Source organism: Cryobacterium luteum, from assembly GCF_900110125.1.
GTDB classification, from domain to species: Bacteria; Actinomycetota; Actinomycetes; order Actinomycetales; family Microbacteriaceae; genus Cryobacterium; species Cryobacterium luteum.
This window is the reverse complement of record NZ_FOCN01000005.1, coordinates 44,998-71,643: the sequence shown is the minus strand read 5'-3', so window position 1 is coordinate 71,643 and position 26,646 is coordinate 44,998. Positions and strand designations below refer to the sequence as shown.

The window sequence follows — 26,646 nt, the reverse complement described above, 5'->3', positions numbered from 1 at the left end:
CCCCGGAGCGCAGGAAGTGCCCGTTTAACTCAGTCAAACGGGCACTTCCTGCGCTGCCGCAGAATGACTTAGCGGCGCAGGCGCAACCAGAGACCAGCCAGAGGTGGCAGGGTCAGGGTAGCGGATGCCGGCCGGCCCGCCCAGGGCTCGTTGTAGGCCTGGGCGGCTCCCTGGTTTCCCACGCCGGAGCCACCGAAATCGCTGGCATCCGTGTTGAGGATCTCCTCCCACTGCCCGGCGAACGGCAGACCCACCCGATAGTCGGTGTGCGGCTGCCCGGCGAAGTTGAAGAAGCAGGCCACCGGTACGCCGTGGTTGTCCCAGCGCAGAAATGACACGACGTTCTGGCTCGCTGCTCCGCCATCGAGCAGTTCGAAGCCGCCCGGGTCGTTGTCGCGGCTCCACAGGCTCGCGTTGTCGCGGTACACGCGGTTGAGCTGGCCGACGAGGTTGAACAGGCCGCGGTGGGCGGGCTGGTCGAGCATCCACCAATCCAGGCCGCGTTCCTCGCTCCACTCCGAGCGCTGCCCGAACTCACTGCCCATGAACAGAAGCTGCTTGCCGGGGTGCGCCCACATGAAGGCGAGGTAGGCGCGCACATTGGCGAGCTGCTGCCAGGAGTCGCCCGGCATCTTCGAGACGAGGGCGCCCTTGCCGTGCACGACCTCGTCGTGGCTGATCGGCAGCAGAAAGTTCTCGCTGAAGGCGTAGATGAACGAGAACGTGATGTCATTGTGGTGGTACGACCGGTACATGGGGTCGACCTGCATGTACTCGAGGGAGTCGTGCATCCAGCCCATGTTCCACTTGAACCCGAACCCGAGTCCGCCGCCGCTGGTCGGCGCTGTCACCCCGCCCCAGTTGGTGGATTCCTCGGCAATCATGATCGTGCCGGGATTGCGCTTGTACGCCGTCGCGGTGATCTCCTGGAGCAGGCTGATCGCCTCGAGGTTCTCGTTGCCGCCGTACTTGTTCGGCTCCCACTGGCCGTCTTCGCGCGAGTAGTCGAGGTAGAGCATCGATGCGACGGCATCGACGCGCAGGGCGTCGATGTGGAACTCTTCGAGCCAGTACAGCGCGTTGGCGACGAGGAAGTTGCGCACCTGCATCTGGCCGAAGTCGAAGATGTACGTGCCCCAGTCCATCTGCTCACCCCGCCGCGGGTCGGGGTGCTCGTAGAGGGCCTGGCCGTCGAAGCGGGCCAGGGCGAAGTCGTCCTTGGGAAAGTGGCCGGGCACCCAGTCCATGATCACGCCGATGCCGGCCTGGTGCAGCCGATCGATCAGGTAGCGCAGGTCGTCGGGGGAGCCGAATCGGCTGGTCGGCGCGTAGTAGCCGCTCACCTGGTAGCCCCAGGAACCACCGAACGGATGCTCCGCGAGGGGCATGAATTCCACGTGCGTGAAGCTTAGTTCCTGCAGATAGCCGACGAGCTCATCGGCGAGGTCGCGGTAGCCGAGGCCGGGGCGCCAGGAGCCGACGTGCATCTCGTATACGCTCATTGCCTGATTGTGCGGATCGTTGGCTTCGCGGTTGGCCAGCCACGCGGCATCCGCCCACTCGTAGTGCGATGCGGTGACGACCGACGCCGTCAGCGGCGGAACCTCGGCCAGCCGGGCGATCGGGTCGGCTTTCTCGACCCAGGCGCCGGACTGCGTGCGCAGCTGGAATTTGTACCTGGTGCCGAGTTCGAGGCCCGGAATGAACAGCTCCCAGACACCGGTGCTGCCCATGTTGCGCATGGCGTGGTTGGTGCCGTTCCAGCCGTTGAAATCGCCGATGACGCGGGCGGCTCTGGCGTGCGGCGCCCAGACCGCGAAGGAGGTACCGGTGGAGGCGGCCGTGACGCCTCCGTGCTCTCGGTGGTGGGCCCCCAAAACGTCCCAGAGACGCTCGTGGCGGCCTTCCCCGATCAGGTGCAGGTCCAGCTCGCCGAGCGTCGGAATGAACCGGTAGGGGTCATCGCAAATCCAGGGCGGGGCATCCTGGTAGCGGGCCTCGATCGTGTAGTCGGTGAGTCCGAGGGTGCTTTCACCCTGCCAGATGCCGTGCGCGAGGTGGGCGAGTTCCACGTGCGCGCCGCTGGCCAGAATGGCGAACACCTCGGTGGCGAGCGGACGAAGGGCGCGGATGGTGACGAGTGGGTCAGAGACGCCGGCCTGGTGGGCGAGGTGCTGGCCGAGAATCTCGTGCGGGTTGTAGTAGCTGCCGGCGGCGACGGCCTCGAGAATGTGGTCGGGAATCGGTGCCGGTTCGGTGGGGGCCGCGTGCTTCGTGGCCTTTGTGGAGTGTGTCTTCGGGGACTGACCCTTCTTGCCGTCGATGTTCTTTCCCTGACCTTTCTGGTGCTTGCTCGAGTGCTTCTTCTTGTCTTTTTTCTTGTCGCCGCTCATGCGTGGCCCGGATCGTGGGGGGTGACGTGCAGGATGTGCACCGGTTCGCTGAAGGCGTCGAGGCGAACGAAGTTGTCGGCTGACCAGGTCCAGGTGGCGCCCGACACGAGGTCGTGCACGTCGAAAGTGTCACCGCGGGCAATGCCGAACCGGGTCACGTCGAGGTGCACGACCGTCTGGCGCACCGAGTGCGGGTCGACGTTGGCGACGATGATGAGGGCATCCGCCTGGCCGGTGCCCGTGTAGGCGGCGTCGAGGTACTTGCTGTAGACGAGGATCGAGTCGTCGTCACTGGCGTGGATATCGAGGTTGCGAAGCTGCCCGAGCGCCGGGTGGTCCGCCCGAATGCGATTCAGAAGCGTGAGGTACGGCGCAAGGGATTTTCCGAGCTCCTCCGCCTTGCTCCAGTCGCGCGGTCGGTACTCGTATTTCTCGTTGTCGATGCTCTCTTCGGCACCCGGCCGGGCGACGTTCTCGAACAGGTCGAAGCCGGCGTACACCCCCCAGGTCGGCGCGGCCGTCGCGGCGAGGGCTGCCCGGATCTTGAACGCCGCCGGCCCGCCGAACTGCAGGTATTCGGTGAGGATGTCGGGGGTGTTCACGAACAGGTTCGGGCGCAGAAAATCAGGGGTATCGGTGGCGAGGCCGTCGAAGAACTCTTCGAGTTCGATTTTCGTGTTGCGCCAGGTGAAGTACGTGTAGGACTGCTGGAAGCCGACCTTGCCGAGCGCCTGCATGAGGGCCGGCCGGGTGAACGCTTCGGCGAGGAAGACCACGTCGGGGTCGGAGGCGTTGACCTCACCGATGAGCCATTCCCAAAAATCGAGAGGTTTGGTGTGGGGGTTGTCCACCCGAAAGATGCGCACCCCAACGCTGATCCAGTACCGAACGAGGCGCAACGCCTCGGCCCGGATGCCGGCGGGATCGTTGTCGAAATTGATCGGGTAGATGTCCTGGTATTTCTTCGGCGGGTTCTCGGCGTAGGCGATGGTGCCGTCGGGGAGGGTCGTGAACCATTCCGGATGCTCCTGCACCCAGGGGTGGTCCGGCGAGGCCTGCAGCGCGAAGTCGAGGGCTACCTCGATGCCGTGCGAGGCTGCCGTCTTCAGAAAGAACGTGAAGTCGGCGACGGTGCCGAGGTCGGGGTGGATGGCGTCATGGCCACCGTCTTTCGAGCCGATCGCCCACGGCGAGCCGGGGTCGCCCGGTGCGACCTCGAGCGAATTGTTGGGGCCCTTGCGCCAGGACTGCCCGATCGGGTGGATCGGCGGCAGGTAGAGCACATCGAAGCCCATGGCCGCGACGGCGGGCAGTCGCTTGGCCGCGGTGCGGAAAGTTCCGCTCTGCCAGCTGCCGTCGGGCCGTCGCACGGCACCCTCCGAGCGGGGGAAGAATTCGTACCAGGAGCCGACCCCGGCCCTGGTGCGTTCGACGATGATGGTGCGTTCGGCTGAAAGAGTGGCCAGCCCGGCGAGGGGGTGGGCTGCGATGGCCTGCCGGAGCGCGGCATCCGCTACGGCGAGCAGACGTTCGGTGGCGGGCTTTGTGGTGTCGGCGAGGGTGGCCGCAGCGGCCTTGAACAGTCGGCGTGCGGCGAGCGGTCGGGCGGTGTCGGCACTGGCCTGGCGGAGCAGTGCACCACCGATCTCGAACATGAGTTCAACGTCGATGCCCGCCGGAATCTTGATCGCGGCGTTGTGTTCCCAGGTGGCGAAGTCGTCGGCGTAGGCGCGCACCCGATAGGTCCAGCGGCCCGCAGCGCCAAGCTGAGCCTCGGTACCGTAGCGATCGGTGCCGTCGGCTTGCAGTGCCATGGGATGCCGCGTGGTGCTGGTGCCGGGGGCGGTGAGCTGCAGCTCGACACCGATGAGGTCGTGCCCCTCGCGAAACGCGGTCGCTGCGAACGGCACGACTTCACCGACGAAGGCGCGGGCCGGCCAGAGATTGTCGTTCAGCTGAGGAGAGAGGTCGAGAATCGGGATTCGACCAACGGATGCGCCGGCGCTGCTCGCAGCCGTGGACACGGCCGTGGGGGCGCTGCTCGATGCTGTCGGCAGGGTCGTCTTTTTCGTTGCTGTCTTGGCCACACCACGACCGTAGCGTGAAAGCGTGGCCATGGCTCCCGTCTTGTGCTCGGCTCGCCCGGACGCAGGAATTTCGGTGTTACGTATTGGACACGTGACACCTCTAAGGTTGACCTCGTGAAGGCCATCCGCAAATTTACCGTCCGCGCCGTTCTCCCCGAGCCGCTCGCGGCTCTCGAGGAGCTTGCCGGCAATCTCCGCTGGTCGTGGCATGAGCCCACCAGACAGCTGTTCGAGCGTATTGCCCCGGATCTGTGGCGCGAGATCGGCACCGATCCGGTCGCTCTGCTCGGCGCTGTCGACCCACGTCGCCTCGACGAGCTCGCGCAGGACCACGACTACGTTGGCGAGGTCAATGCCACCCGCGACGGGCTGCGTGACTATCTCGACCAGCCTCGCTGGTACCAGGGACTCGAGGGCGAAAAGCCCGCCGCAATCGCGTACTTCTCACCGGAATTCGGTATCGCCGCCGCCCTGCCGCAGTATTCGGGCGGGCTCGGTATCCTGGCCGGTGACCACCTCAAGAGCGCTTCAGACCTTGGCCTGCCGCTGGTGGGCGTTGGACTGTTCTACCGTGCTGGGTACTTCAGCCAGGCCATCTCGCCCGACGGCTGGCAGATGGAAAGCTACCCGCTGCTCGACCCCGACGGGTTGCCGCTCGCCGTGCTGCGCCACGCCGACGGCTCGGCCGTGCAGGTCTCGCTCGCGCTTCCCGACGAGCGCACGCTGCACGCGCGGGTTTGGCAGGCCAAGGTGGGCCGGGTGCGCCTGCTGCTGCTCGACGCGGACATCCCCGAAAATGCCGACGACCTGCGCCTGGTCACCGACCGTCTCTATGGCGGCGGCGGCGAACACCGACTGCTGCAGGAACTGCTGCTGGGCATCGGCGGCGCCCGCGCCGTGAAACTGTGGAGTTCGCTGCACGGCCTGCCGGAGCCGGAGGTCTTCCACACCAACGAGGGCCACGCCGGGTTCCTCGGTCTCGAGCGCATTTCCAGCCTGATCGGTGAGGGCCTGAGCTTTCAGGAAGCCCTGCAGGTGGCCCGGGCCGGGACCGTCTTCACCACCCACACCCCGGTCGCCGCCGGCATCGACCGGTTCGAGCGTTCGCTCGTGCGTCGCTACTTCGGCACCGATCTGCTGCCCGGCGTCGACGTGGACGACCTGCTCGCGCTCGGGGCGGAAAGTTACGCCGGCGGCTCCTCCGAAGTGTTCAATATGGCCATCATGGGGTTGCGGCTCGGCCAGCACGCCAACGGCGTGTCCACCCTGCACGGCGAGGTCAGCCGCCGCATGTTCAACGGACTCTGGCCTGGTTTTGATTCAGCGGATGTTCCGATCACGTCGATCACGAATGGTGTGCACGCTCAGAGTTGGACCGACCCGGCACTGAAGAGCCTCGCGCAGGCCAAGCTCGGCACGAGCGACACGACGATCGCCAATTGGGCCTCGCACGAGGTCTCCGACCAGGACCTCTGGTCGGTGCGCGGTCAGATGCGCCTGCAGTTCGTCGAGGATGCCCGCCGCCGCCTGCTGGGCGCCTGGCGCGACCAGAACCCCGGCGGCATCCCGCCGGCCTGGATCGGCCGGGTTTTCGACCCGAACGTGCTGACCATCGGATTCGCTCGCCGCGTCCCCACCTACAAGCGCCTCACCCTGATGCTGCACGATCCGGAACGACTGCGCGCCCTTCTGCTGCACCCGGAACATCCGATTCAGATCGTCATCGCCGGCAAGTCCCACCCCGCCGACGAAGAGGGCAAACGGCTGATCCAGAAAATCGTTCAGTTCGCCGCCGATCCGGCTCTGCGCACGCGCATCGCTTTTCTGCCGGACTACAACATCGCGATGGCGCAGCTAATGTATCCGGGAACGGATGTCTGGCTCAATAATCCGCTCCGCCCACTCGAAGCCTGCGGTACCAGCGGCATGAAAGCCGCTCTCAATGGCGCGCTGAACCTGTCGATCCTCGACGGATGGTGGCCGGAATACTACGACGGTAAAAACGGCTGGGCCATTCCGTCAGCCGATTCGGCCGGCGACCCCGCCGAACGTGACCGGCTCGAGGCCGAGGCGCTCTACGACCTGATCGAACACCAGGTGGCGCCGACCTTCTACGAACGCAACGCCGACGACGTTCCGGAACGCTGGGTATCCAATATCCGTCACACCCTGTCCACCCTGTCGCCGCAACTGTCCGCCGACCGCATGGTGAGCGAGTATGTGCAGCGCCTGTACCGCCCCGCCGGGCACTACGAAGCGCTCATGTCGGCCAACAATTACCGTGCCGCCCGCGAACTGGCGGCGTGGAAGGGCCGGATCGTGTCGGCCTGGCCGCAGGTGGCGGTGACCCACGTTGAATCCGGCGGCGTCTCGTCGGTACCCGAAGTTGGCGATGACCTGCACCTGCGCGCACACGTGCAGTTGGGCGGGCTGGCACCCGAGGATGTGACGGTCGAGGTCGTCTACGGCAAGAGCCTGGGCACCGATGAATTGCGCGACGTGGCCATTGCGGCGCTCGAACCGGCATCGCCCGACGAAGCCCCGCCGGGTGGCGCCACCCTCTTCACCGGAACGGTCGAACTCGACCGGGCCGGAGCGTTTGGGTACACAGTGCGCGTCGTTCCCCGGAATGATCTGCTGATCAGCCCGGCCGAAATGGGCCTGGTCGCCCTCGCGAACTAGCCCGCTGGCCCAGCCCGGCGGGCTAGGCCAGCGGTGTGCGGCGCGGCACGAAGGCGCCGTGCGCCCGCATCAGCTGCATCGAAGCGCCGGACACGAACAGGGGGGTACCCGGCGCGTGCTCGATGACCGAATCGCGCAGATCGTCGTGACCGGAATCCCAGAGCAGCGTGTAGGCATCCACTCCCTCGTGCGCGGGCAGGGTGACCGTCTCGTCCTGCTCCCTCGCGTTGATCACCAGCAGAATGCGGTTGAAGGCTTCGTGTTCGGGGGTGGACGCCGCCATGTACTGCAGGGTGCGCTCGGTCGGCGAGTTCCAGGCATCACCGGTGAGCACCTCGCCGGCCATGTTGTACCAGTCCAGCTGGCTCGCGCTCGGCGTGGTCTCGCCGAACCGACCGAAGTGCACGGGGCGCAGAGCCGGGTTCTCCCGCCGCAACTGCAGCAGCCGGCGCGTGACCCGGTGCAAGTCCTGCTGCCAGTCGTCGAAGTCCCAGTTGAGCCAGGTCAGCTCGCTGTCCTGGCAGTAGGCGTTGTTGTTGCCGCGCTGGCTGCGCCCGAACTCGTCGCCGGCGGTGAGCATGGGAATACCGGCCGAGAGCAGCAGCGTGCCGAGCATGTTGCGCATGGCTTTGCGCCGCGTCGCCAGAATAGCCACGTCGCGGGTCGGACCCTCGACCCCGTGGTTGTAGGAGTTGTTGTTGTCGGTGCCGTCCCGGTTCGACTCGCCGTTGCCGAGGTTGTGCTTCACGTCGTAGGCGGTCAGGTCGGCCAGGGTGAACCCGTCGTGGGCGGTGATGAAGTTGAGCGAGGCGAGCGGTCCGCGAGCTTCGGAGAAGGTGTTCGACGACCCAGCGACGCGGGTCGCGAACCGGCCGATGCCGCTGCCGGCCGAGCCGGTCAGGCGCAGGCTCTTCATATCGGACAGCCAGAAATCCCGCATGCGGTCGCGGTAGCGGTCGTTCCACTCGGTCCAGCCTGGCGGAAAATTGCCGGTCTGCCAGCCGCCCTGGCCGACGTCCCACGGTTCAGCGATGAGTTTCACTCCGGCCAGTTCCGGGTCGTCGCGAATCTCGGTGAGCAGCGGATGCCCCGGGTCGTAGACGACGCCGGCGTCCCGCCCGAGCGTCGCGGCGAGATCGAAGCGGAACCCGTCGATCTGCAGGTCGTTGGCCCAGTAGCGCAGCGAATCGAGCACGAGACGTTTCGGCACGTCGTGGCTGAAGTTGACCGTATTGCCACAGCCGGTCACATCGATGTACGCGCCGGACTCGTCCTGCCGATAGTAGGCAGAGTTGTCGATGCCGCGCAGGCTGGTGACCGGACCGTTGCGACCCTCTTCAGCGGTGTGGTTGTAGACGACATCGAGGATGACCTCGAGCCCCGCCTCGTGCAACAGTTTGACCATGCCCTTGAACTCACGCAGCACGCTTGCCGGCCCGGCAGACTGGGCTGCCTGGGTGGCGTAGTCGGCGTGCGGGGAAAAGAAATTGAGGGTGTTGTACCCCCAGTAGTTGATCAGACCCTGTTTAATCAGTCGCTGCTCCGACACGAACGCCTGCACCGGCAGCAGCTCGACCGCGGTCACGCCGAGGTCTTTCAGATAGGCGATGGTCGATTCGTGGGCGAGCCCGGCGTAGGTTCCACGCAGCGCGGCCGGAACCAGCGGATTCAGCCGGCTGAGGCCGCGCACGTGCGCCTCATAAACCACAGTGTGGTCGAGGGCCGTTGCCGGTTTTGCGGTACCGTTCCAGTCGAAATAGTCGTCGACGACCGAGGATTGCCACAGCCCGGCTCCCACCCGAACCAAACCACGAGAATACGGTTCGATCAGGGTTTTCTCCGGGTGGAACGAGTTCTTAGGGCTCGCCGGACCCGACACCCGGATGCCGTAGCGGCGCCCCGGTGACAGGGTGCGCGATTTGCCGGACCAAACGCCGTGCACGTCCATGGTCATCGGCACGCTCTTGATGATCCAGTTCGGGTCGGTGTCGTCGAACAAGCACAACTCCATGGCGTCGGCGTGCTCGGCCCAGACACGGAGTTCGCCACCGGCGCTGGTCAAGCGCACACCGAGGTTGCGCAGGGGGTCGGTGGAACTCATGGGTTCAAGAGTAATCAGTGTGCAGGGAGGCTGACGACCACCGGCATCCGCCCGACGACAAATTTGGGGGGCGTAAAATAGGGCCATGGTTGTCTATTTGGACCATGCGGCGACCACGCCCATGCTTCCCGCCGCTATTGCCGCCTATGCCGAAGCGATGGGCGTCGTCGGCAACCCCGCCTCGGTGCACAGCCAGGGCCAAAATGCGAAACGGATGCTCGAAGAGTCACGGGAAATCGTGGCGGCGAGCCTTGCCTGCGACCCGATCGAGGTGATCTTCACCGGAAGCGGTACCGAGGCCATCAACCTCGGCATCAAGGGCCTGTACTGGGCGCGCGCCCCGCGCCGGCGCATTTTGGTGCCGGGCGGCGAACACCACGCGACCCTCGACACCGTCGAGTGGCTCGCCGAGCACGACGGCGCGACCGTGGAATGGATCCCGCTCGACGAGCAGGGGCACATCGACCTCGGCGCGCTCGCGGCTGCCATCGCGCGTGACCCCCTCGATGTGGCGCTCGTGAGCCTGATCATGGCCAACAATGAGGTCGGCACCATCGAGCCGGTCGCGGAGGTGGCGGCGCTCGCCGCGGCCCAGGGAATTCCGGTGCACGTCGACGCCGTCGCGGCGTACGGCTACATTCCGGTGGACTTTCGCACGCTTGCCGCGGCCGGAGTGTCGGCGTTGAGCGTCTCGGCGCACAAGGTCGGCGGCCCGGTCGGTATCGGCGCCCTCGTACTCGGCCGCGCTACCACGGTCGAACCGCTCATCCACGGCGGTGGGCAGCAGCGCAAGGTGCGCAGCGGAACCCAGGACGTCGCGGGGGCGGTCTCGTTCGCGGTGGCGGCATCCGCTCTGTCGGTTGAACAGCTGGCGGGTCAAGGTGGCGGCGAAAGCGCACGCCTGGCCGCGCTGCGCGACCGGGTGATCGCCGGGGTGGCCCGGCTGGCTCCCGGTGCGGTTCTCAACGGCGACCCTGTGCACCGGCTGCCCGGAAACGCCCACTTCAGCTTTGCCGGCTGCGAGGGGGACTCGCTGCTGTTTTTGCTCGACGCCGCCGGGGTGTCGGTGTCGACCGGGTCGGCCTGCCAGGCCGGCGTGCCGGAGCCCTCGCACGTGCTGCGGGCCATGGGACGCAGCGAAGCTGAGTCCCATGGCGCCCTGCGCATCACGCTCGGCCACTCGTCGACCGACGCCGACGTCGACGCGCTGCTCACGGCTCTGCCCGCCGCGCACGCGCAGGCGCTCGCCGCCGGCATGGCCGATCGGGTGCCCGGGCACTGACGTTTGTTCAAACAGGCACTCCGCGTACACTCGTTGGGTGAAGGTTTTAGCAGCAATGAGTGGCGGTGTTGATTCCGCCGTCGCAGCCGCGCGTGCGGTCGAAGCTGGACACGAGGTGGTCGGCGTTCATCTCGCACTGAGCCGCATGCCGGGCACACTGCGCACCGGCAGCCGCGGCTGCTGCACCGTCGAAGACTCGATGGATGCCCAGCGCGCCGCCAACATCATGGGCATTCCCTACTATGTCTGGGATTTCTCCGAACGGTTCAAGCTCGACGTCGTCGACGATTTCATCGCCGAATATGCGGCCGGCCGCACCCCGAACCCGTGCATGCGCTGCAACGAGAAGATCAAGTTCGCCGCCTTGCTCGAAAAGGCCATGGCCCTCGGCTTCGACGCCGTCTGCACCGGCCACTACGCGAGCATTCTGACGGATGTCGACGGCAACAAGCAGCTGCACCGCGCAGCCGCCTGGGCGAAGGACCAGTCCTACGTGCTCGGCGTGCTCACCGCCGACCAGATCAACCACTCCATGTTTCCGCTCGGTGCCACGCCGACCAAGGCCGAGGTGCGGAAAGAAGCCGCCGAACGCGGCTTCTCGGTGGCGAACAAGCCGGACTCCTACGACATCTGCTTCATTCCCGACGGCGACACCAAGGGCTGGCTCGGCGAACGGGTCGCCCCGGTGACCGGCGACATCCTCGACCGGGAGGGCAACACGCTCGGCCAACACGACGGCGCCGTCGCGTTCACCGTGGGCCAGCGCAAGGGCCTGTCGATCGGCACCCCCGCCGCCGACGGCAAGCCGCGCTTCGTGCTCGAGGTGCGCCCGATCAGCAATACGGTCGTCGTCGGCCCCAAGGAGGCGCTCGCCATCAAGGAGATCGCCGGCAACAAATACACCTGGGCCGGGCTCGCCCCCGAGCACCCCGAGGTGGAATTCGCCTGCCACGTGCAGATTCGCGCCCACGCCGACCCGGTGCCGGCCGTGGCCCAGGTCGTCTCCACGACCGCGGTCACCGGCATCGACGGCACCGTCGAACTGCGCATCATCCCCGCCGAGCCGCTCAATGGCGTCGCCCCCGGCCAGACCGCCGTCGTCTACGTCGGTACCCGGGTGCTCGGCCAGTGCACCATCGACCGCACGGTCAGCGCCGTTCCTGTTTCCACCCCTGAAATGATCGCTTCGGCCAGCCCCGTCCCGGTCAATGCCTGAGTCCGTCGCCGAGACCACCCCCGACGCGCTGAGCGTGGCCGCCGCCGAGGCGGCCGACATCACCACGCGTGTGCTTGCCGCCCGGGACGCCTACTACGGGCAGGATACGGTCGTCATCTCCGACGCCGAATACGACCTGCTGGTGCAGCGCCTCGGCGAACTCGAGCGGCTCTACCCCGAACTGCAAAGCCAGGACAGCCCCACCCAGACCGTCGGCGGGCGCGCCGAGGTCACCCTGTTCGACCCGGTCACCCACGCCGAACGGATGCTCAGCCTCGACAACGTGTTCTCGCTCGACGAGTTCGAGGCCTGGGCCGGTAAAGCCGCCGAGAACTCCGGCCGCGCGGTGCATTTCCTGTGCGAGCTCAAGATAGACGGCCTCGCCATCAATCTGCGCTACGCCAATGGTGTGCTGGTCTCAGCGGCGACCCGCGGTGACGGAGTCGTCGGCGAAGACGTCACCGAGAACATCGACCTCGTGCCCGGCATCCCGTCGCGTCTGGCCGGCACCGGGCATCCGCCGCTGATGGAGGTGCGCGGTGAGGTGTTCTTTCCCACGGCCGCCTTCGACGACCTGAACGCCGCGCAATCCGCAGCCGGCGAGCGCGTCTTCGCGAACGCCCGCAACGCGGCGGCCGGGTCGCTGCGGCAGAAAGCCGCCGGCAAGAACGCCGACCAGCTGCGTCTGATGAAGGCTCGCCTGAATCGTCTGCGCATGCTCGTGCACGGCATCGGCGCTTGGGAGAAGCCGCCCGTTCAGACCCAGTCCGAGGTGTACGGCCTGCTGGCTGGCTGGGGCCTGCCGACCAGCAGCTACTTCAAAGTGGTCCCCTCGATCGCCGAGGCTGCGGAGTTCATCGAGTACTACGGAGCGCACCGCGGCAGTGTCGTGCACGAACTCGACGGCATCGTGATCAAGATCGACGAGCTCGCCCTGCACGCTGAACTCGGCGCCACCAACCGGGCGCCGCGCTGGGCGATCGCCTACAAGTACCCGCCGGAGCAGGTCAATACGAAACTGCTCGACATCGTCGTGAGTGTCGGCCGCACCGGGCGTGCCACCCCCTTTGCCGTCATGCAGAAGGTGCTGGTAGCCGGCAGCGAGGTGCGCCAGGCCACCCTGCACAACCAGGATGTCGTCAAGGCCAAGGGTGTGCTGATCGGCGACACGGTCGTGCTGCGCAAGGCCGGCGACGTCATTCCCGAGGTGCTCGGCCCGGTCGTCGAACTGCGCGACGGTACCGAACGGGAATTCGTGATGCCCCTGAACTGCCCGGAATGCGGCACCCCGCTCGCTCCGGCCAAGGAGGGCGACATCGACCTGCGCTGCCCCAACGCGCGCAGTTGCCCCGCGCAGGTGCGCGGCCGGGTCGAACACATCGGCAGCCGCGGCGGCCTCGACATTGAGGTGCTCGGCGAGGTCGCGGCCTCCGCGCTGACCCAGCCGACCGTGCCCGAGGTGCCACCGCTTTCGACCGAGGCCGGCCTGTTCGACCTCGAACTGGCCGATCTGCTGCCCATTCAGGTGATCGTGCGCGACGCCGAGACCGGGCTGCCCAAGGAAGACGACGACGGGGTCGCGAAAATTCGCATGCCGTTCAGCCGCAATCCGAACCCCGCCGAGAAGAAAGCCGGGCTGACCGGTCTGCAGCCCTCGGCGAGTGCCCTCAAATTACTCGCCGAGATCGAGAAAGCCAAAACCAAGCCGCTCTGGCGCATCCTGGTCTCGCTCAACATCCGTCACGTCGGTCCGGTCGCCGCTCGCGCCCTGGCCAACCACTTCGGCTCGCTCGAGGCGATTCGGGCGGCCACGCGTGAGGAACTCGCCGAGGTCGACGGCGTCGGCGGCATCATCGCCGACGCGGTGCTCGACTGGTTCCTGGTGGACTGGCACGTCGAAATCGTCACCCAGTGGGCCGCGGCCGGCGTGCAGTTCGCCACGCCGGGCCACCCCGGTCCGGGCGCGGCCGAGGCCGCCGGGGGAGTGCTCGCCGGGCTCACCGTCGTGGCGACCGGGTCGCTCGAGGGCTTCACCCGGGAGGGCGCCCAGGAGGCGATCATCGCCGCCGGCGGCAAGAGCGCGTCGAGCGTGTCGAAGAACACCGACTTCGTCGCTGCGGGGCCGGGCGCCGGGTCGAAGCTCGGCAAGGCCGAGGCACTGGGCCTGCGCATCATCAACGCCGACGAATTTCGCATCCTGGTGACCGAGGGCCCGGCCGGGCTCCCAACGGCGTCCGACGCCGAGCCCGCGACTGAACCCCAGCCCACCCCGCCCGCCTGATGGCCACATCGCGGTCGGCTCGGCGGTGGAGACCGACAATTTTTCGCTAAGCGGGAGTTGCGCAGCTGCGCGGGAGGCGGAACTCGCGCGCACTGGCGCAGCTCCAGCTTGGCGTGCAATGCGGGAGATATGGCCAGAACCGAAGTCCCGCGAATTGGCGCATCTCCCGCGTTTTTTCGCTCGTCCTGCGCAGCTGGCCATCTCCAACCGCCTGATCGGGTGCGGCCGCCGCGAAAAGGGGTGTCGGCGACGGTCCAATAGAATTGGGTCATCATCACAATGCGTTTGGAGTTCCATGTCTGAAATCACGGCCGAGCAGGTCAAGCATCTGGCCTACCTTGCCCGGATCGACCTCAGCCCGCTCGAGATCACCAATCTCACCCACGACCTCGGTCAGATTGTCGACTCGATCGCCAAGGTCTCCGAGGTCGCCACCGCCGACACCCCGGCCACGAGCCACCCGATGCCGCTGACCAACGTGTTCCGCGAGGACGTCGTTGTGCCGTCCCTGACAGTCGAGCAGGCCTTGTCCGGCGCTCCCGACCGTGCCGGTGACAAGTTCCGCGTGCCCGCCATTTTGGATGAGGATTAAACATGACCTATCTCACCAAGCTCTCCGCTGCCGCTCTCAGTGACCTGCTCATCAGCAGGGAGGTCAGCGCTGTCGAAGCGACCCGCGCCCACCTCGAGCACATCACGGCGGTCGACACCGACCTGCATGCGTTCCTGCACGTCGCGGGCGACGCCGCCCTCGCGACGGCAGCACAGATCGACGCCCGACGCGCCGCCGGCGAAGAACTGAACCCGCTCGCCGGAGTTCCGATCGCGATCAAGGACGTGCTCGCGACCCAGGACATGCCCACCACCGCCGGGTCGAAAATTCTGGAAGGTTGGATCCCGCCGTACGACGCGACCGTCGTCGCTCGCCTTCGTGCGGCCGGCCTCGTGCCGCTCGGCAAGACCAACATGGACGAATTCGCCATGGGCTCCTCGACCGAACACTCCGCCTACGGAATTACGCGCAATCCCTGGGACCGCGACCGTATCCCCGGCGGCTCCGGCGGCGGCTCGGCCGCGGCCGTCGCCTCCTTCCAGGCGCCGCTCGCCCTCGGTAGCGACACCGGCGGATCCATCCGCCAGCCCGCCGCCGTGACCGGATCGGTCGGCGTCAAGCCCACGTACGGCGGGGTCTCCCGCTACGGCGCGATCGCCCTCGCGTCGAGCCTCGACCAGGTCGGCCCGGTTTCCCGCACGGTCTACGACGCTGCTCTGCTGCACGACGTCATCGGCGGGCACGACCCGCTCGATTCGACCTCGCTGACCGAGCGCTGGCCCTCGATGGCCGCCGCCGCCGCGGCCGGGCTCCAGGACGATGCCCTCAGGGGTGTGCGCGTCGGTGTCATCAAGGAACTCTCCGGCGACGGATTCCAGGCCGGCGTCACGCAGCGCTTCAACGAAACGCTTGCGCTGCTCGTTGCCGCCGGCGCTGAGATCACCGAGGTCTCCGCCCCGAACTTCGAGTACGCCGTCGCGGCCTACTACCTGATTCTGCCGGCCGAAGCGTCGAGCAACCTGGCCCGCTTCGACTCCGTGCGTTTCGGTATCCGGGTCAACCCGGAGAGCGGCTCGCTCACGAGCGAGCACGTGATGAGCGCCACCCGTGAGGCCGGTTTTGGCGCCGAGGTCAAGCGACGCATCATCCTCGGCACCTACGCCCTGAGCGCCGGTTACTACGACGCCTACTACGGCAGCGCGCAGAAGGTGCGCACCCTCATCCAGCGCGACTTCGCCGCCGCGTTCAGCCAGGTCGACGTACTCGTCTCGCCGAGCGCCCCGACCACCGCGTTCAAGTTCGGTGAAAAGCTTGCCGACCCGATGGCCATGTACATCAACGACGTCACCACCATCCCGGCCAACCTCGCCGGTGTGCCCGGCATGAGTATCCCGATCGGGCTGGCACCCGAAGACGGCCTGCCGGTTGGCCTGCAGATCATGGCACCCGCCAAAGCGGATGCCCGCCTTTACACCGTCGGTGCCGCGATCGAGCAGCTGCTCGAAGCGAGCTGGGGGCACACCATGCTCAGCCAGGCTCCAGCCCTGACCCCGACCGAAATGTTTGCCAGCGAAGAGGGAGCCGTCTGATGGCTAGTGCTGAATTGATGGACTACGACAAAGCACTCGAACTGTTCGAGCCGGTGCTCGGGTTCGAGGTGCATGTCGAGCTGAACACCAAGACCAAGATGTTCTGCGGCTGTGCCAACGAGTTCGGATCCGGCGCCAACACGAACACCTGCCCCACCTGCCTCGGCCTGCCCGGCGGCCTGCCGCAGGTGAACAAGAAGGCGATCGAATCCAGCATCCGTTTGGGGCTGGCTTTGGGGTGTGAGATCGCAGAACACTCCCGGTTCGCCCGCAAGAACTACTTCTACCCCGACACGGCGAAGAACTTTCAGACCAGCCAGTACGACGACCCGATCTGCCACGACGGATCCATCACGATCGAACTCGAAAGCGGCCGCCTGGTCACCGTCGAGATCGAACGCGCCCACATGGAAGACGACGCCGGCAAGCTCACCCACATGGGCGGCGCCACAGGACGCATCCAGGGCGCCGACTACTCGCTCGTCGACTACAACCGCGGCGGCGTTCCGCTCGTCGAGATCGTCACCCAGATGATCGAGGGAGCCGAACACGACGCCCCCGAGATCGGCAAGACCTACGTCGCGGCCATTCGAGAGATCGCCAAGGGGCTCGGCGTCTCCAACGCCCGCATGGAAGAGGGCAACGTGCGCTGCGACGCAAACGTGTCCCTGCGCCCGCGCGGCTCGAACGTGCTCGGCACCCGCACGGAGACCAAGAACGTCAACTCGCTGCGCAGCGTTGAACGTGCGGTGCGCTACGAGATCCAGCGCCAGGCGGCCGTGCTTCATGCCGGCGGCACCATCACCCAGGAGACCCGGCACTGGCACGAAGACACCGGTCGCACGAGCGCTGGTCGTCCCAAGAGCGACGCCGACGACTACCGCTACTTCCCCGAGCCCGACCTGCTGCCGATGGCGCCGTCGCGGGAATGGGTTGAAGAACTGCGCCTAACCCTGCCCGAGCCGCCCGCGGCCAGACGAAAGCGCCTGCAAGCCGCCTGGGGTTTTGTGAATCTCGAGTTCCAGGACGTCGTCAACTCCGACCTGCTCGACGCTGTCGAAGCGACCGTCGCTGCCGGGGCATCCGCTCAGGCCGCACGTAAGTGGTGGACCGGGGAAATCGCCCGACTCGCCAACGTGGCCGGCGTCGCCGCTGACACGCTCGTGACTCCGGTGCAGCTCGCCGCGCTGATCGAACTGGTTGAGGCGGGAACCCTCACCGACCGCCTGGCCCGTCAGGTGCTCGAGGGGGTCATCGCCGGGGAAGGGACCCCGACCCAAGTCGTCGACAGTCGCGGCCTCGCCGTGGTCTCCGACGACGGCCCGCTCGTCGCGGCCATCGACGCTGCCCTGCTCGGCCAGCCCGACGTGCTCGCCAAGATTCGCGATGGCAAGGTGCAGGCCGCCGGCGCCGTCATCGGCGCGGTCATGAAGGCCATGCGTGGGCAAGCGGATGCCGCACGCGTGCGCGAACTCGTGCTCGAACGCGCCGCCACAATCGAGTAGCCGGTGACGCTTCAGGCTTTCGGTGTTGGCGTGCAGGTCGTCGTTCACCTTGACCGTACCCGGTTTCCCGACTCTCTCATCGACGACCCGATCGGCGTGATCGTGGCAGCGGGGGAGTCGGAGGGAGCCGGCCTCTACGCGCCGACCGTGGTGCGGGAAAAGTTCTGGGTCGTGCGCTTCGAGGAACCCTTCTTCGGCCTCGACGGTTCGGGCCCGCACGATTCCGCGCGGATCCCGCAGAGCTTCCTGGAAGCGGCGCCGGAGGCGTGAGCGGTATGGAGCGGGACGGGCGGGAACCGTCGGCCAGGGACATCCGTCGGTGGCGGCAGTACCTGGCTGACGAACAGGCCGAGGCTGCGGTGTACCGTGACCTCGCCAACCGGCGGGGTGGTGAGGAACGCCAGATTCTGCTCGCCCTCGCCGACGCTGAGGGCCGTCACGAGGAACACTGGCGGCAACTGCTCGGCCCCAATCTCGGCGCGCCCCGGCGTGGCGCTCTGCGCACCCGGTTTCTCGGGCTGCTCGCCCGCCGGTTCGGTTCGGTCTTCGTACTCGCGCTCGCCCAGCGCGCCGAAGGGCGCTCGCCCTACGACGCCGACGCCGACGCGACGAACGCCATGGCCGCCGACGAGACCGTGCACGAGGAGGTCGTGCGCGGACTCGCCGCGCGCGGCCGCAAACGCCTGTCCGGCACGTTTCGTGCCGCCGTGTTCGGCGTCAACGACGGCCTGGTCAGCAACCTCGCGCTCGTGCTGGGGATCGGCGCGACCGGGGTGTCGCCCGCGACGATCCTGTTCACCGGCATCGCCGGGCTGCTGGCCGGGGCGCTCTCGATGGGCGCCGGCGAGTACGTCTCGGTGCGGTCCCAGCGGGAACTACTCGAAGCGTCCACCCCCGCGGCACCGGCCAAGAGCGTGCTCTCGCACCTCGACCTCGCCGCCAACGAGCTGACCCTCGTGTACCGGGCCCGCGGCATGTCAGAGGCCGAAGCCGAGACCTACGCCCGCGGCGTGCTCGCGACCGCCTACGCCGCGACGGGCCCGATCGACGCGGTCAGCAAGCAGGCGCCGGAGCCTGACGAACACGAGGCCATTGGTACGGGAACCGGGGCCGCCCTGTCGAGCTTCTGTTTCTTCGCCTCCGGCGCACTGCTGCCGGTGCTGCCGTACCTGTTCGGCATGAGCGGCGACGCGGCCATAATCCTCGCGACGGTCCTGGTCGGCATGGCTCTGCTCGCCACCGGCGCCGTCGTCGGCTTGCTCTCGGGTGGTCCACCGCTCAAGCGCGCGCTGCGGCAGCTCGTGATCGGCCTCGGCGCGGCCGCGGTCACCTATCTGCTCGGGCTGGTCTTCGGCACCACGCTGGGCTAGTTCGGCCGGCTACCCCGGTGCCGGGCCGGCGACGACCGCGAGTCCGGTGCGGCCGCACCACTGGAACGAGTGTGCGTTGCCTCGTCCGAGTGTTGTCGTCGGCAGCGTGCGGTCGGCCAAAAGCTCGGTCAGTCCCGGCAAACGTAACAGCGCCCCGGTCGCGAGGTGGGCGTCGGTCGAGACAACCACCCGACCGCTCGCGTTGATGATCGTCACCGCGACGCCACCGGCATCCAGGCGCGGTACCAGATCGCGTTCGATCTGATCGACCGACAGGTCGATACCGACGACTCCGATCAGCTCGGAGCCGCCGCGGTAGACCGGCAGCGTGAGCGTCAACGTGTACTCGTCGGTGCACAAGTAGTCCACATAGGGCCCGGTGATGTGTCGGCGACCGGTGCGGGCCGGAACCCGCCACCACTCCAGCGCGGTATAGTCCCGAAAACTTTCCTCGAGCGGGTCTTCGACCGTTTCCAGATGACGGATGCCGGCGGCCGGCAGCCCCCCCGACGCCGCGTTCTTCCCGCCCAGCCACCAGGCCAAATGCCAGCCCATAAAGTTTGGGGCGGAGACGAAGCCGGCCCCGATCACGCATCCGTTTGAGTCATCGAACTCGGCGCGCACAAGCTTTTCGACCAGGAGGTCGAGTTCGGCCCGGTCGAGAACACGACCGGGCCGGGCGGCAGAGCGCTCGACCAGGTCAGCCCACTGTTCCAGACGGGAGAAGACCGGGTCGAACACGTCGGCAATGGACGCGACGCAGGCGTCGGTGGGCGGCGTCGTATGCCCCGGCGCGATGGTCATGCGGGTGCCCCGGTCGGTACTGGCGAGGACGTGCTGCCGGTCATGGTCGACCTGCCTTTCTGTTCCAAGACTGCCTTCGCCTCGATCAGCCACTCGATCGATTCGGTGATCTGCGAGACGGTGAGCTGCCGGGCGCGGGCGCCGTCCTCGGCGACGAGGGCGGCGACCGTTTCGCGCTGCACCGCTTTGCAGCGCTCCCGTCGGAGGGGTTCGCGCAGGCTGAGCCAGAGCAGTGAGCCGAATTCGGCCTGCAGTCGTAATTCTTCGCGCACGAGCCGGGGGGACTGGCTGAGCGCGGCCACTTCGAGACGGAAGGTGCCCTGCCCGCGGCGCGCGGCATCCGCTGTGCCGGCGTCGGTGTGATCGAGGATGTGCTCGAGGTTGGAGATGTCGGCGGCGCTCGCCCGGTCGGCGGCGAGTTCGGCGGCCAAGCCGGCGATTGCGGAATAGTGCACGCCCAGGTCGCGCATCTGCACCCGGGACCAGGCCAGAAGGCGGTCGTCCTGCAGGTCGGTGGCGCCCCCGCCGGTGAAGGTGACGAAGCTGCCGCCGTCCCGACCGCGTTTGGTGTGCACGAGGTTGTTGCGGCGCAGAATCTCGAGCGCTTCGCGGGCGGTGACCGTGGCGACGCCGAGCTGGCGGGCCAGTTCGGCCTCGCTCGGCAGCCGTTCGCCATCGTGCAGCACCCCGAGCACAATGGCGTCGGTCAGGCGCTGCAACACCAGTTCGGCGCGCCCGGCACCATCCAGCGGAGCGAAAATGGCCGCGCGGGTTGCCGATCCGGCGCGGATGGACTGCGGCATGGGCTGCTCATTTCAGGTTGTGACACGACCGTAACATCCCGGCGTACCTTCATGACATCTAACTCCATATGATTACCGGTGAGTGAGCAGAGAGCCAGCGACTGACGGAGGAAATCGTATGACCGGTGCGCAGCCCGCCATCCGTTTGACCGGACTGACCAAGAGCTTCGGCAGCGTCACTGCCGTCGACGAGGTCGACCTCGACATCGCCCCGGGCGAATTCTTCTCGATGCTCGGGCCGTCGGGTTCGGGCAAGACCACGGTGTTGCGCCTCATCGCCGGCTTCGAACAACCCACGAGCGGCACGATCTCCCTGCTCGGCCGAGACGTCACCGACCGGGCACCTTTCGACCGCGACGTCAACACCGTGTTCCAGGACTACGCCCTGTTTCCGCACATGAGCGTGCTCGACAACGTCGCCTACGGGCTGCGCGTGCGCGGCGTCGCCAAACGCGCCAGGCAGGAGCAGGCCAGAGCGGCCCTCGACACCGTGCGCCTGGGCGGATTCGCCGATCGCAAGCCCAGCCAGCTTTCCGGCGGGCAACGTCAGCGGGTTGCCCTCGCCCGCGCCACCGTCGTGCAGCCCAAGGTGTTGCTGCTCGACGAACCGCTCGGTGCCCTCGACCTGAAGCTGCGCGAGCAGATGCAGGTGGAACTCAAAGAACTGCAGCGCAACCTCGGCATCACGTTCATCTTCGTCACCCACGACCAGCAGGAAGCCCTCACCCTCAGCGACCGCATCGCGGTCTTCAACGACGGCAGGATCGTGCAGCTCGGCACCCCGGCCGAGATCTACGAGCGCCCGGCCTCTTCGTTCGTCGCCGCCTTCGTGGGTACCTCGAACATCTTCGACGACAGCACCTCGCAGGCCCTCCTCGGCCGCGGCGGCGTGCACTCGGTGCGCCCCGAGAAGGTCAGCGTCGCCACCGAGAACCTGCCTCTGGTGGCCGATCGCACCGCTGCCGGGGTACTCGCTGAGGTTATCTATGTGGGCAGCAGCACCCAGCTCATCGTCGACCTCGACGCCGGAACACGCGTCGTGGCGCTCGAACAGAACGACGCCCACCGCGTGGCGAGCAAGGGACGCGGCGCTCGGGTGACCGTGGGCTGGAACGACTCCGACATCGTCACCCTGACTGCCCCCGCTCTCACCTGATCGATTCACGAATGCCCAAATTGATTCACGAATGGAGAAAAGTCATGAAACGCACCCCGGCACGCTATGCCTCTGGCGCCCTCACCGGCGTCGCCATCGTCTCGGTAGCCCTGCTCCTCACCGCCTGCGGAACCAGCCAGGGCGGCGGCAGTGCCGAACCGACCCAGGCGCAGACCGAACTCGGCGAGATGGAAGGCAGCGTCTCGCTGCTGGCCTGGCCCGGCTACGTCGAAGACGGAAGCAACGACCCGACGGTCGACTGGGTCAGCGCCTTCGAAGAGAAAACCGGCTGCACCGTCACCAGCAAAACCTACGGCACCTCCGACGAAGCGTTCAGCCTCATGAAAACCGGGGACTACGACGTCGTCGCGGCCTCCGGTGACGCCTCGCTGCGGCTCGTCGCCGCCGGCGACGTCGCGCCGGTCAACACCGACCTCATTCCCAACTACGACGGCATCTTCGACTTTCTGAAGATGCAGTCCTGGAACAGCGTCGACGGCGTCTCCTACGGAATTCCGCACGGCTACGGCGCCAACCTGCTCATGTACAACACGGAAGTCGTCACCCCAGCACCGACCTCGTGGGACGTCGTCTTCGATAAGTCGTCCGCCTACAAGGGTGCGGTGACTGCCTACGATTCGCCGATTTCGCTGGCGGATGCGGCGGTCTACCTCATGGCACACCAGCCGGAATTGGGCATCACGAACCCGTATGCGCTCGACGAAACGCAGCTCGCGGCATCCGTTCAACTCTTCAAGGACCAGCGCGAGAACATCGGAGAATACTGGTCGGACTACCTCAAGGAGGTGCAGGCCTTCGAAACCGGTGACACCGTGGTCGGCACCACCTGGCAGGTCATCCACAACTCGCTTGCCGAGGGTACCCCGGCCGAGGTCGTGCTGCCGGAAGAGGGCGCGACCGGCTGGTCGGACACCTGGATGATCGCCGCCAAGGCGAAGAGCCCGAACTGTGCATACGCCTGGCTCGACTACATCGCGAGCCCCGAAGCGAACGCACAGGCCACCGAGTACTTCGGTGAAGCGCCGTCCAACGCCGGAGCCTGCGACTTCACGGTCAACCCGGATCACTGCGCGGTCTTCCACGCCGGCGATGCCGAGTACGCCGCCCAGATCTGGTACTGGTCGACACCGATCGCCGAGTGCCTCGACGGGCGCACCGACGTCAAGTGCACGGACTACTCCGATTGGACCACGGCCTGGCAGGAAATCAAAGGTTAGTCCGCCTGATCGAGTCAGACAGAAGGAATAACCATGACGGTTGACGCTTCCGCGCCACCCACCCGCCGGGCGGTGCTGCCGCCGCAACGGGGCAGCATCGCCCGGCGGGGCTCGGTTTTTCTCAGCCGGCACCCGCGCGTGCGGCTGTCGCTGCTGCTCGGTGCGCCCCTGTTCTGGCTCGGCCTGGTGTACATCGCGGCGCTGGCCGCGCTGCTGATCACCGCCCTGTGGACGGTCGATTCGTTCACCGGGCAGATCTCCCACACCTGGACCCTCGATAATATCGTGGCAGTGCTCACCGGATCGCTCTACCAAACCGTGACGCTGCGCACGGTGGGCGTTGCGCTGCTGGTCACCATCATCGACATCGTGATCGCGTTGCCGATCGCGTTCTACATGGCGAAGGTTGCGAGCCCCAGGGCTCAGCGCATCCTCGTGATCGCTATCCTGATGCCGCTCTGGGCGAGCTACCTCGTGAAGGCCTACGCCTGGCGTTCGGTGCTGTCCCAGGGCGGTATATTCGAATGGCTCGTCGCACCGTTCGGCGGGCACAGCCCCGGTTACGGCCTGCCGGCGACGATCATCACCCTGTCCTACCTGTGGCTGCCGTATGTCATCCTGCCGATCTACGCCGGCCTGGAGCGGGTGCCGGATTCGCTGCTGGAGGCATCCGCTGATCTCGGTGGCGGCACCTGGTCGACCCTGCGGCTGGTCGTGCTGCCGATGATCTGGCCGGCGATCATCGCCGGGTCGATCTTCAGCTTTTCCCTGTCGCTTGGTGATTACATCACCGTCAATATCGTCGGCGGGGCCAACCAGATGCTCGGCAATCTCGTTTATAGCAATGTCGGGGCGGCCAACAACCTGCCGCTCGCGGCGGCGATCGCGCTCATCCCCATTCTGATCATCTTCGCCTACCTCGCCGCGGTGCGGCGCACGGGTGCGCTCAATAACCTCTAGGAGCCTGTCATGCGTTTGAGCCGACCGGCTCGCGGCCTGCTCGCGGCCATCACTGCCGTGGTTCTGGCCCTCATCTACCTGCCGCTGCTCGTGGTGTTCGTGAACTCGTTCAGCACCAGCCAGAATCTCACGTGGCCGCCGCCGGGCTTCACCGTGAAATGGTGGGCGAAGGCATTTCAGAGCGACGGAGCCCTCGACGCGGTGCTGACCAGTCTGCAGGTGGCGCTCGCTTCAACGGCCATCGCTCTCGTACTCGGCACGCTGATCTCGATCGGGCTGCAACGCTTCGAATTCTTCGGCCGGGACGCCATCAGCCTGCTGGTCATCCTGCCCATCGCCCTGCCCGGCATCGTCACCGGCATCGCGCTGAACAATGCCTTTCGTACCGGTCTCGGTGTGCAGCTGTCCATTCTGACGCTCATCATCGCTCACGCCACGTTCTGCATCGTGACCGTGTTCAATAACGTGATCGCCCGGCTGCGGCGTCTCGGCACGAGCCTCGAAGATGCCTCCTCCGACCTCGGCGCGGGCATCTGGACGACGTTTCGCCTCGTCACGTTTCCCCAATTGCGGTCGGCGCTGTTTGCCGGCGGCCTGCTCGCCTTTGCTCTGAGCTTCGACGAGATCATCGTGACGACATTCACCGCCGGATCCAGCGTCAAGACCCTGCCCCTGTGGATTTTGGACAACCTGTTCCGGCCCAACCAGGCGCCGGTGGTCAACGTCATCGCGGTGGTGCTCGTGCTGGTGTCCATCATTCCCATCTATTTCGCGCAGCGCATCGCCGGCGCCGAGAAGGTCGTGCGCTAGCTTTCTGCTGGCCCATGCGCACGAAAATGGGGGAGTTTGCCGTGCGGCCGGGTGCCACCTGGGGCTAATTCAGGAAATGCGAACCACGAGCCCTTAGGGGACCGGTATTTCCGGGGCACGGACTGCCAGACCACCACGGATTTCCTGATTTAGCCACGGGGAGCCGGGTCGGGGTGAGGTCGAGGACGAGGCGGGCCTGTGGGTTGTAGCAGGGACGGGCCGGATCAGGTTAGGGTTTTTCGGTGGGCAGACAGGACGGCAGCGGGCGGCAGGTATCGGCGGATGGCGTCGATGACCGTTCGGCCACCGTGCTGCACGTCGACCTCGACGCCTTCTTCGTCTCGGTCGAACTGCTTTCGCACCCGGAGTTCATCGACCAGCCGGTGATCGTCGGTCATCGCGGCAATCGTTCGGTCGTCACGGCGGCCAATTACATCGCCCGGCGCTATGGGGTGAACTCGGCCATGCCGATGGCGCTCGCGCTGCGGCAGTGCCCGAACGCGATCGTGCTCGCGCCGCACATGGGGTTGTACCGGGACTTCTCCGCCCGGGTCATGAGCATCTTCGACGACGTGACCCCGCTGGTCGAACGGCTCGGCATCGACGAAGCCTTTCTCGACGTGGCTGGGGCAACCAATCTGTTCGGCTCACCGGCCGCGATCGGCGAACTCCTCCGCGCCCGGGTGTTCGCCGAGACCGGCCTGGTCTGTTCGGTCGGTGCGGCGTCAACCAAGTTCGTTGCCAAACTGGCCTCCGGTCTGGCTAAACCGAACGGCCTGCTGGTGGTTCCCGCCAACGAGACGATCGCGTTCCTGCATCCGCTGCCGGTGACCGCCCTCTGGGGAGTCGGGGCCGCAACAGAGCAAATGCTGACCCGCCTCGGCTTGAAACGGATCGGCGATATCGCGCACACGCCACTGGACGTGCTGAAGAAAACGCTGGGGGAGGCATCCGGTGTGAAGCTGTACGAACTCTCCTGGGGACGTGACCCGCGCGCGGTGACGATCGAGCGGGAGGAGAAAAGCGTCGGCCACGAGGTGACCTTCGAACACGATGTGACGGATGTCGACCGGTTGCGCAGCGAACTGCTGCGACAGTGCGACCTCGTCGCCGCACGGCTGCGGCGGGGCGACCTGGTGGCCCGTCGGGTGGCCCTCAAACTGCGCTACACCGACTTCAGTACGGTCACCCGATCGCGCACCCTCGCCGAACCGAGCAATGTCGGTCGCCGAATCTACGAGGAAGCGGTGGCCGCATTCGACCTGCTGGCCGCGTCGGGCATTCGGGTACGCCTGATCGGGGTGCGCGCCGAGCAGCTTGGCACGGCATCGGGGTCGGTAGGACTGTGGGATCCTGACGAAGACTGGCGGGGTGCCGAACTCGCCGTCGACTCGGTCACCGAACGATTCGGGGCGGGAACCGTGCGTCCGGCCTCGTTCTTCAAGCCTCGCCCTTCGGACACGAGTCGCGCTAACCTGTTGGAATGACCAGCCTCCCGGAAAAACTCGCAGATACCTTCCGTTCCGCCGGCGTGAAGTCGGCCTATGGCGATCCCGTGCAAATCGACGGTGTCACCCTCGTGCCGGTGGCCCTCAGTTACTACGGCTTCGGCGGCGGTGACGCCGGCGAAGGCGGTGCCGGATCCGGCGGTGGCGGTGGCGGAGTATCGCTGCCGATCGGTGCCTACGTGAAGTCGGGCGGGACCGCCCGCTTCGAACCCAACGTCATCGCGCTGCTCGCCGTGGGGGTGCCGTTTCTCATCGTCGCCGGCCGCGCCCTGGCCCGGGTGATCAAAGCCCTGAAGAAGTAGCCTCTT

20 protein-coding genes are annotated in these 26,646 nt (G+C 66.8%); 15 read left to right on the top strand and 5 right to left on the bottom strand.

The features are described from left to right. Nucleotides 1–68 precede the first annotated feature (68 nt). Complete coding sequence (gene glgB, locus BMW72_RS07290; RefSeq protein ID WP_092108810.1) at nt 69–2,393, bottom strand: 1,4-alpha-glucan branching protein GlgB; 2,325 nt, start codon at nt 2,391–2,393, stop codon at nt 69–71. Next, a complete protein-coding gene (locus BMW72_RS07285) occupies nt 2,390–4,348 on the bottom strand; it encodes an alpha-1,4-glucan--maltose-1-phosphate maltosyltransferase (protein WP_244151238.1) in 1,959 nt (652 codons plus the stop codon). The genes glgB and BMW72_RS07285 overlap by 4 nt, the downstream gene beginning before the upstream one ends. Before the next feature lie 246 nt (nt 4,349–4,594). On the opposite strand from BMW72_RS07285, the gene glgP reads away from it, so the two are divergent. After that, complete coding sequence (glgP, locus tag BMW72_RS07280; protein ID WP_092108805.1) at nt 4,595–7,162, top strand: alpha-glucan family phosphorylase; 2,568 nt, start codon at nt 4,595–4,597, stop codon at nt 7,160–7,162. Between the two features lie 22 nt (nt 7,163–7,184). On the opposite strand, the gene glgX is transcribed toward glgP, so the two are convergent. Further along, a complete protein-coding gene (gene glgX, locus BMW72_RS07275; protein ID WP_092108803.1) occupies nt 7,185–9,263 on the bottom strand; it encodes a glycogen debranching protein GlgX in 2,079 nt (692 codons plus the stop codon). Nucleotides 9,264–9,348: 85 nt separating this feature from the next. Here glgX and BMW72_RS07270 point away from each other — a divergent pair, with 85 nt between their 5' ends. The 8 genes from BMW72_RS07270 (at nt 9,349) to BMW72_RS07235 (ending at nt 19,059) form a co-directional block, all read left to right on the top strand. Then, nucleotides 9,349–10,545, top strand: coding sequence for a cysteine desulfurase family protein (locus tag BMW72_RS07270; RefSeq protein ID WP_092108800.1), 1,197 nt, complete (start codon nt 9,349–9,351; stop codon nt 10,543–10,545). A 37-nt stretch (nt 10,546–10,582) separates the two neighbouring features. Further along, the gene (gene mnmA / locus BMW72_RS07265; protein WP_194088171.1) at nt 10,583–11,761 is read left to right on the top strand and encodes a tRNA 2-thiouridine(34) synthase MnmA; all 1,179 of its coding nucleotides are present in this window, start codon (nt 10,583–10,585) and stop codon (nt 11,759–11,761) included. Then, on the top strand, nt 11,754–14,042 hold the full coding sequence (gene ligA / locus BMW72_RS07260) for an NAD-dependent DNA ligase LigA (protein WP_092108795.1): 2,289 nt from the start codon (nt 11,754–11,756) through the stop codon (nt 14,040–14,042). The genes mnmA and ligA overlap by 8 nt, the downstream gene beginning before the upstream one ends. 295 nt (nt 14,043–14,337) lie before the next feature. Then, complete coding sequence (gene gatC / locus BMW72_RS07255; protein ID WP_092108792.1) at nt 14,338–14,634, top strand: Asp-tRNA(Asn)/Glu-tRNA(Gln) amidotransferase subunit GatC; 297 nt, start codon at nt 14,338–14,340, stop codon at nt 14,632–14,634. Nucleotides 14,635–14,636: 2 nt separating this feature from the next. After that, entirely contained in the window at nt 14,637–16,184 is a 1,548-nt protein-coding gene (gene gatA, locus BMW72_RS07250; protein WP_092108789.1) for an Asp-tRNA(Asn)/Glu-tRNA(Gln) amidotransferase subunit GatA, read from the top strand. Next, on the top strand, nt 16,184–17,689 hold the full coding sequence (gatB, locus tag BMW72_RS07245) for an Asp-tRNA(Asn)/Glu-tRNA(Gln) amidotransferase subunit GatB (protein WP_092108787.1): 1,506 nt from the start codon (nt 16,184–16,186) through the stop codon (nt 17,687–17,689). The genes gatA and gatB overlap by 1 nt, the downstream gene beginning before the upstream one ends. Nucleotides 17,690–17,692: 3 nt before the next feature. After that, entirely contained in the window at nt 17,693–17,959 is a 267-nt protein-coding gene (locus BMW72_RS07240; protein ID WP_092108784.1) for a hypothetical protein, read from the top strand. A gap of 5 nt (nt 17,960–17,964) precedes the next feature. Beyond that, nucleotides 17,965–19,059, top strand: coding sequence for a VIT1/CCC1 transporter family protein (locus BMW72_RS07235; RefSeq protein WP_092108782.1), 1,095 nt, complete (start codon nt 17,965–17,967; stop codon nt 19,057–19,059). A gap of 9 nt (nt 19,060–19,068) precedes the next feature. On the opposite strand, the gene BMW72_RS07230 is transcribed toward BMW72_RS07235, so the two are convergent. Then, nucleotides 19,069–19,863, bottom strand: a complete 795-nt coding sequence (locus BMW72_RS07230) for a cache domain-containing protein (protein ID WP_092108780.1) — start codon at nt 19,861–19,863, stop codon at nt 19,069–19,071. Then, a complete protein-coding gene (locus BMW72_RS07225; protein WP_092108778.1) occupies nt 19,860–20,666 on the bottom strand; it encodes a FadR/GntR family transcriptional regulator in 807 nt (268 codons plus the stop codon). Before BMW72_RS07225 ends, BMW72_RS07230 begins: the two co-directional genes overlap by 4 nt. 118 nt (nt 20,667–20,784) lie before the next feature. Between BMW72_RS07225 and BMW72_RS07220 the strand changes: the two genes are divergently transcribed. The 6 genes from BMW72_RS07220 (at nt 20,785) to BMW72_RS07195 (ending at nt 26,640) form a co-directional block, all read left to right on the top strand. Then, complete coding sequence (locus tag BMW72_RS07220; protein ID WP_092108776.1) at nt 20,785–21,822, top strand: ABC transporter ATP-binding protein; 1,038 nt, start codon at nt 20,785–20,787, stop codon at nt 21,820–21,822. A gap of 44 nt (nt 21,823–21,866) precedes the next feature. Beyond that, entirely contained in the window at nt 21,867–23,060 is a 1,194-nt protein-coding gene (locus tag BMW72_RS07215) for an ABC transporter substrate-binding protein (protein WP_092108774.1), read from the top strand. 33 nt (nt 23,061–23,093) lie between these two features. Further along, entirely contained in the window at nt 23,094–24,020 is a 927-nt protein-coding gene (locus BMW72_RS07210; RefSeq protein WP_092108772.1) for an ABC transporter permease, read from the top strand. A gap of 9 nt (nt 24,021–24,029) precedes the next feature. Continuing rightward, the gene (locus BMW72_RS07205) at nt 24,030–24,830 is read left to right on the top strand and encodes an ABC transporter permease (protein ID WP_092108770.1); all 801 of its coding nucleotides are present in this window, start codon (nt 24,030–24,032) and stop codon (nt 24,828–24,830) included. Nucleotides 24,831–25,072: 242 nt separating this feature from the next. Further along, complete coding sequence (gene dinB, locus BMW72_RS07200) at nt 25,073–26,317, top strand: DNA polymerase IV (protein WP_092108768.1); 1,245 nt, start codon at nt 25,073–25,075, stop codon at nt 26,315–26,317. Continuing rightward, a complete protein-coding gene (locus tag BMW72_RS07195) occupies nt 26,314–26,640 on the top strand; it encodes a hypothetical protein (RefSeq protein ID WP_092108766.1) in 327 nt (108 codons plus the stop codon). Before dinB ends, BMW72_RS07195 begins: the two co-directional genes overlap by 4 nt. The last annotated feature ends 6 nt before the right edge of the window (nt 26,641–26,646 follow it).

What these genes read in the sequence shown, in the direction of transcription:
- glgB (WP_092108810.1), bottom strand. Translation starts at nt 2,393, where the DNA reads ATGAGCGGCGACAAGAAAAAAGACAAGAAGAAGCACTCGAGCAAGCAC.
- glgX (WP_092108803.1), bottom strand. Translation starts at nt 9,263, where the DNA reads ATGAGTTCCACCGACCCCCTGCGCAACCTCGGTGTGCGCTTGACCAGC.
- BMW72_RS07270 (WP_092108800.1), top strand. Translation starts at nt 9,349, where the DNA reads ATGGTTGTCTATTTGGACCATGCGGCGACCACGCCCATGCTTCCCGCC.
- ligA (WP_092108795.1), top strand. Translation starts at nt 11,754, where the DNA reads ATGCCTGAGTCCGTCGCCGAGACCACCCCCGACGCGCTGAGCGTGGCC.
- gatC (WP_092108792.1), top strand. Translation starts at nt 14,338, where the DNA reads ATGTCTGAAATCACGGCCGAGCAGGTCAAGCATCTGGCCTACCTTGCC.
- gatA (WP_092108789.1), top strand. Translation starts at nt 14,637, where the DNA reads ATGACCTATCTCACCAAGCTCTCCGCTGCCGCTCTCAGTGACCTGCTC.
- gatB (WP_092108787.1), top strand. Translation starts at nt 16,184, where the DNA reads ATGGCTAGTGCTGAATTGATGGACTACGACAAAGCACTCGAACTGTTC.
- BMW72_RS07235 (WP_092108782.1), top strand. Translation starts at nt 17,965, where the DNA reads ATGGAGCGGGACGGGCGGGAACCGTCGGCCAGGGACATCCGTCGGTGG.
- BMW72_RS07230 (WP_092108780.1), bottom strand. Translation starts at nt 19,863, where the DNA reads ATGACCATCGCGCCGGGGCATACGACGCCGCCCACCGACGCCTGCGTC.
- BMW72_RS07225 (WP_092108778.1), bottom strand. Translation starts at nt 20,666, where the DNA reads ATGCCGCAGTCCATCCGCGCCGGATCGGCAACCCGCGCGGCCATTTTC.
- BMW72_RS07220 (WP_092108776.1), top strand. Translation starts at nt 20,785, where the DNA reads ATGACCGGTGCGCAGCCCGCCATCCGTTTGACCGGACTGACCAAGAGC.
- BMW72_RS07215 (WP_092108774.1), top strand. Translation starts at nt 21,867, where the DNA reads ATGAAACGCACCCCGGCACGCTATGCCTCTGGCGCCCTCACCGGCGTC.
- BMW72_RS07210 (WP_092108772.1), top strand. Translation starts at nt 23,094, where the DNA reads ATGACGGTTGACGCTTCCGCGCCACCCACCCGCCGGGCGGTGCTGCCG.
- BMW72_RS07205 (WP_092108770.1), top strand. Translation starts at nt 24,030, where the DNA reads ATGCGTTTGAGCCGACCGGCTCGCGGCCTGCTCGCGGCCATCACTGCC.
- BMW72_RS07195 (WP_092108766.1), top strand. Translation starts at nt 26,314, where the DNA reads ATGACCAGCCTCCCGGAAAAACTCGCAGATACCTTCCGTTCCGCCGGC.